This window comes from Frankia sp. AiPs1, assembly GCF_023716945.1.
Lineage (GTDB): Bacteria > Actinomycetota > Actinomycetes > Frankiales > Frankiaceae > Frankia.
This window is the reverse complement of the sequence record NZ_JAMQQF010000353.1, coordinates 1-6,064: the sequence shown is the minus strand read 5'-3', so window position 1 is coordinate 6,064 and position 6,064 is coordinate 1. Positions and strand designations below refer to the sequence as shown.

3 protein-coding genes and 1 pseudogene are annotated in these 6,064 nt (G+C 71.1%); 3 read left to right on the top strand and 1 reads right to left on the bottom strand.

From position 1 onward, the window contains the following. Positions 1 to 944: Rossmann-like and DUF2520 domain-containing protein (locus tag ND748_RS22700; RefSeq protein WP_251747988.1), on the bottom strand; the 944-nt coding region annotated here is incomplete at its 3' end. A gap of 436 nt (positions 945 to 1,380) precedes the next feature. Here ND748_RS22700 and ND748_RS22695 point away from each other — a divergent pair. From ND748_RS22695 to ND748_RS22685, 3 genes and pseudogenes are all read left to right on the top strand, one after another. Continuing rightward, complete coding sequence (locus tag ND748_RS22695; RefSeq protein WP_251747987.1) at positions 1,381 to 3,264, top strand: 2-oxoacid:acceptor oxidoreductase subunit alpha; 1,884 nt, start codon at positions 1,381 to 1,383, stop codon at positions 3,262 to 3,264. Then, complete coding sequence (locus ND748_RS22690) at positions 3,261 to 4,322, top strand: 2-oxoacid:ferredoxin oxidoreductase subunit beta (RefSeq protein WP_251747986.1); 1,062 nt, start codon at positions 3,261 to 3,263, stop codon at positions 4,320 to 4,322. The genes ND748_RS22695 and ND748_RS22690 overlap by 4 nt, the downstream gene beginning before the upstream one ends. Positions 4,323 to 5,126: 804 nt before the next feature. After that, positions 5,127 to 6,064: pseudogene (locus ND748_RS22685) on the top strand (hypothetical protein); the annotation flags it as partial.

The window sequence follows — 6,064 nt, the reverse complement described above, 5'->3', positions numbered from 1 at the left end:
ACAGGGCCGGCCCGCTCCAGCCCACCGGAGGTGTACGTCACCAGCGCGCGGTAAACGTCCGCCACGGCCGGATCCAGGGCGTCCAGCGCCCGCAGGTGGGCTCGGACGGTGCCGAGATCGCCCCGGCGGACCGGGCCCGTGGCCGCTGGCCACCCGCCTGCGAGGGCGTTGTCCAGGGAGGCCCGCAGCAGGGGGGCGAGGGCGGCGCCCGGATCGGCGATGCCTGCCGCCGCGAGCGTCTGCCCGGCGGCCACGGTCAGGCTGGCGAGGAAGTTGCCACCGAGGACCAGCGCGGCATGGTAGAGATCACGCCGCCCCTCCTCGATCAGCAGGGGAACGCCGCCGACGTCGGCGACGAGTCGCCGGGCCCGGATCTCGGCGCTCGGGTCGGCGGTGAGGCCGAACGGCACTCCGGCGAACGCGTCGGCGTCACCCACCGCGTCGGGCAGCGTCATGATCGGGTGCATCGCCACTCTGATCGCGCCCACGGCTGCGCCGGCGGCGAGCACGCCCAGCCCGTGTCTGCCGCTGAGGTGCGCGAGGAGCTGCTCCGCCCGCACGGCGTCCGCGGCCACGAGCTCGGCCGTCACCGACGCGATCGCGTCGTCCGGGACGGCGACGAGCAGCACTTCGGCCGCCCGCAGCCACGGCGCCACCGCCGGCACCGCGCCGATCCGCGCATCCGGGAACCGGGCCGCCGCGCGTTCACGACCGAGGGTGGATCTGGCGGTCACCGCCACCACCGGGTGCCCCGCGGCGGCCAGCGCGAGCGCGACGGCGCTGCCGGCCCGACCCGACCCGACGAGCCCGACCGTCTCCCGGCGTCCGCCAGCACCGGGGTCTCGCTCCGGTCGTGGTGATGCCGGGCCGCGATGGGCCGGACGGGGATGCGAGGTCATGGCCGCGATGCTGCTCTCCCACCCGCGCACCGGCCGCGATGGCACCTCGGCACCATCCGGCCAGTGCCCTGCGACCGATACGCTGCGTGGTACGGCTCCCACCGCGGTGGCAACGGAAGATAGCGAGTCGCGCACATGGAGTAATCGAAACATAGTTGCGAATGTGTCTATTCGCCGACAGGCCGCCCGATCAGACCTGTATGGAAAGCCGCCCGGAAGCGTATTGAATCCGTACCGCCGCACCCATCGGGCGGGCGACGCATCCCGACCACCCGGACACGGGTGGCAGCAGCAGCCCAACCGGACGGGGGCAATCATACGCAGAGTCGACAGGCGATTACCCTACGCCAGAGCACGTGAAGATCAACAGATTCGGGTCTGATCGTCGGGCCACCGCGTGCGATCGGTCGGCCCGGCACGCCGCACGCGTCCCATTGCTACAGCCGGTAGGCTGGTGTGGTACCCGAGGAGGTTACTGAAGGTGTCTGAGCAGGTCAGGGAGAGGGAGACCCGCCGGCTCGACCGGGTGGTCGTGCGCTTTGCGGGCGACTCCGGCGACGGTATGCAGCTCACCGGAGAGCAGTTCACCAGCGAGACGGCCACGTTCGGCAACGACCTGTCGACGCTCCCGGACTTTCCCGCCGAAATCCGCGCCCCAGCCGGCACCCCGGCCGGAGTATCCGGATTCCAACTACATTATTCCGACCACGACATCCTCACCCCGGGTGACGCACCGGACGTCCTGGTTGCGATGAATCCCGCCGCGTTGAAGGCGAATCTCAAGGATCTGCCTCCCGGTGCCAGTCTCATCGTCAACACAGACGCGTTCACGGGCGGAAACCTCAAGAAGGCGGGTTATGCGACGGACCCGCTGACCGACGGCACGCTCGACCCCTACCTGGTGCATCGGGTCCCCCTGACCTCGATGACCATCAACGCGGTACACGCCGCGGAGGGGACCGGCTCGGTCAACAAGAAGGAAGCCGAACGAGCGAAGAACATGTTCGCCCTCGGCCTCATGAGCTGGCTGTACCACCGGCCGACGGACGGTACCGTCGGTTTCCTGGAGAAGAAGTTCGCGAAGCGCCCGGAGATCGCCGCTGCGAACGTCGCCGCGTTCCGCGCCGGCTTCAACTACGGTGAGACGACGGAGTCCTTCACCGTCACCTACGAGGTGGCCCCGGCCCGGATGAGGTCCGGCACCTACCGGCGCATCACCGGCAACCTGGCGCTGTCCTACGGGCTGGTCGCGGCCGGCGAGCTGACCGGGTTGCCGCTGTTCCTCGGGTCCTACCCGATCACCCCCGCCTCCGACATCCTGCACGAACTGAGCAAGCACAAGCGGTTCGGCGTGCGGACGTTCCAGGCGGAGGACGAGATCGCGGGAATCGGCGCCGCGCTGGGCGCCTCCTTCGGCGGCTCGCTCGGCATCACGACCACCTCTGGTCCAGGGGTCGCGCTCAAGAGCGAGACGATCGGCCTGGCGGTGAGTCTGGAACTGCCGCTGGTCATCGTCGACATTCAGCGTGGCGGGCCGTCCACCGGGCTGCCGACCAAGACCGAGCAGTCCGACCTGCTACAGGCGATGTTCGGCCGCAACGGTGAGGCGCCGGTGCCGATCGTGGCGCCCCGCTCGCCCGGGGACTGCTTCGACGCCGCGATCGAAGCCGCGCGGCTCGCGACGAAGTACCGCACGCCGGTGTTCCTGCTCTCCGACGGCTACCTCGCCAACGGCTCCGAGCCGTGGCTGCTGCCGAGGCGCGAGACGCTGCCGGACCTGAAGGTCACGTTCACCACCGAGCCGAACCACACCGGGCCGAAGGGGCCGGAGTTCTGGCCCTACCTGCGTGACCCGGAGACCCTCGCCCGACCGTGGGCGGTCCCCGGTACGCCGGGCCTCGAGCACCGCATCGGCGGCATCGAGAAGTCCGACGGGCAGGGGAACATCTCCTACGACCCGGCCAACCACGACCGGATGGTCCGCCTGCGCGCGGCGAAGATTGCCGGCATTGCGAACGACATCCCCCCGCTGGAGGTGGAGGATCCCTCCGGGCAGGCACGCGTGCTCGTGCTCGGCTGGGGCTCCACCTACGGCCCGATCGCAGCCGGCTGCCGGCGGGTCCGCGCCAAGGGCCTGCACGTCGCCCAGGCGCACCTGCGCCATCTCAACCCCTTCCCGGCCAACACCGGGGAGATCCTGCGGTCGTACGACAAGGTGCTGATCCCCGAGATGAACCTCGGCCAGTTGCGGACTCTGATCCGGGCCGAGTACCTCGTCGACGCGATCGGCTACAACCAGGTCCGCGGGCTGCCGTTCAAGGCGGCGGAGCTGGCCGGCGTCTTGGAGGACGTGATCAACCAGTGACCGTCACGACGAACCACACCGGTATCAGCAATCGGCTGCTCGACCTGGTGCCGGCCGCCCCGGCCCAGCAGAGCCGCAAGGACTTCACCTCCGACCAGGAGGTGCGCTGGTGCCCGGGCTGCGGTGACTATGCCATCCTCGCCACCGTTCAGGGCTTCCTGCCCGAGCTCGGGATCGCCCGCGAGAACATCGCCTTCATCTCCGGGATCGGCTGCTCCTCGCGGTTCCCGTACTACTTGCAGACCTACGGGATGCACTCCATCCACGGCCGCGCGCCGGCGATCGCCACCGGCCTCGCCACCTCGCGGCCGGACCTGTCGGTCTGGGTGGTCACCGGCGACGGCGACGCGCTGTCCATCGGCGGCAACCACCTGCTGCACGCGCTGCGCCGCAACGTCAACCTCAAGATCCTCATGTTCAACAACCGGATCTATGGTCTGACCAAGGGCCAGTACTCGCCCACCTCCGAGGTCGGCAAGATCACCAAGTCGACTCCGTTCGGCTCGCTGGACCGGCCGTATAACCCGGTGTCGCTGGCGCTCGGCGCGGAGGCCACCTTCGTCGGGCGGTCGATCGACTCGGACCGGGCGCACCTGACCTCGGTGCTGCGCGCCGCGGCGGAGCATCCGGGCACCGCGTTCGTCGAGATCTTCCAGAACTGCAACATCTTCAACGACGGCGCCTTCGACACCCTGAAGGACCGGTCGAGTCGCGACGACGCGACGTTGAAGCTGACCCACGGCGAGCCGCTCGTCTTCGGCGCCGAGAGCGACAAGGCGATCCGCCGCACGGCGGACGGCAGCCTGGAGGTCGTGCCCGCCGGCAGCCCCGGCGTCCTCGTCCACGACGCCGCTGCGGCGGACCCGAGCCAGTCCTTCGCGCTGTCCCGGCTCACCGGCGACACGCACGGGGTGACGCCCATCGGGATCTTCCGTAGCGTCGATGCGCCCACGTACGACGAGGCGCTGAACACGCAGATCAGTGATGCTCGGGCCCGGCAGGGCGAGGGCGACCTGATGTCGCTGATCTCCGGCGGGGAGACCTGGACCATCGACTGATCCAGGGGTGGCCGTCCGGGTCTGGTCGGCCACCACCGGCCGGTACTCGCCGGCCGACCCGCCCGCACCACCCGGGAGCCCGCTGGACGCCGGCCGGACCGCTCGGTTCGCCGAGTGGTCCGGCCGACCAGCCCGCCGGTCTGAAGGCCGGGGCGCGCGTATTTGACGCCGCCCCGGCCTTTTGGCGTTCCTGGGGGGGATCCCCCGGGGGCACCCGAACGGCCGTCCAGGGGACCAGCGGGGGAACCCGAAAGCGGCGGCCGGGATCGCCCGTCGGACAGCCAACTGCCGGCGGGCCGTGACGCCGTTGCGCCGTTGCACCGGCCGGCAGCCCGACCGACTCTCGGCGTGCACTGACCGCTCCGGCCCCGGCCATGGCGTGCCCACAAGGCCGGCCGCCGGGCGGCCACGGCGATCGGGACCCAGTCCGATGGGGCGGGGCCACGCCGAAGGAATGGGGCGCGCAGCGGCCTGATGTCGCCGTTCCGGCCACGGACCATCCCCCTCGCACTAATATTTAACTAGTTACTTCGGATAAGTCCGGTATTTGCCGCTCCGACCAGGTCGGGTAAGGTCAGATTGCGCGTGGGGGTGCCGTGTGGCCCGGGGGGGCTCACAACACCAATGCAGCCGGAGGCGTAGTGCGGGGTCATCGAGCCCTCAGCCCGCGGTCCGCGGCCAGTCCGCGTTCGTCGGTGGGCACCGACCATGCCGCCGAGGCGGCCTGTTTGCAACCGCCCCGCTCTCGGGCGGGCCAGGCCCGACCGACCGGGCCCGAGGCGCTGCTGCCCACCGGAGGCCGCCGTGGGTAGCCACTCCGCCGGCCGGCACTCCCGGGGTGCCGCCCCGCGCCGCCCAGCCGTCCCGTCCCCGATCGGCCTCGACGACCGCGCCTACGCCCCAACGCCCCCCACCGGGACCGTCGCGGCCTGGGACACCTCGGACCGCGCCGGCTGGTACGGCCCCGGGGCTGCCTCCACCCCGCGGCGGATCCCGCCCCGGCCACCGTTCGCCCCGCCCGGCGAGCTCGACACCCTCACCGGCCCGCTGTCGGCCAGCACCACCGCTCGCCAGGCCCGACAGTCCGCGCCCGACTGGGATGACCATCTCGCGGACGGGCAGCGCCGTGGTTGGCCCAGACACGGCCGATTCGCCCCGGGCGGTCGATTCGACACCGACCGATTCGACGCCAACCGGTACGGCACCGACCAGGATGACGCCGATCAATACGGCACCGATCAGTACGAGGCCGACTCGTTCGAGGGCGGTCCGCAGGGCCCGAGCCGATTCGACGGCGACGGGGGGGCGGATGGCCCGTTCTACCCCGACGACCGACTCGACGATGACCGGTACGACGCGGACGGTCGGTACGAGACAGGCAACCGGCACGCCTCGGACGACTGGTACGACGTCGAAGACGAATTCGACACGGAGGATCGTCTCCACGTCGGCCGGCTCCCGGGCGCGAGACTCGACGCTGACCGGTTCGCCGCAGACGACCAGTTCGACGAGGACGACCAGTTCGACGAGGACGACCAGTTCGACGGCGACCGGTGGTCGGACTTTCCGGCGCACGACGCGCCGTCCTGGGAGCAGGGCTCCCGGTTCGCCGCCTCCTCGCGGCTGATGAGCCCCTCCTTCGGCGCATCCTTCACTGCCAGCCGGATGCCCACCAGCAGCCGGCCGCCCGCAGGCAGCCGGACGCCCGCAGCCGGCCGGATGTCCACCGGCCCCCGCCGCGG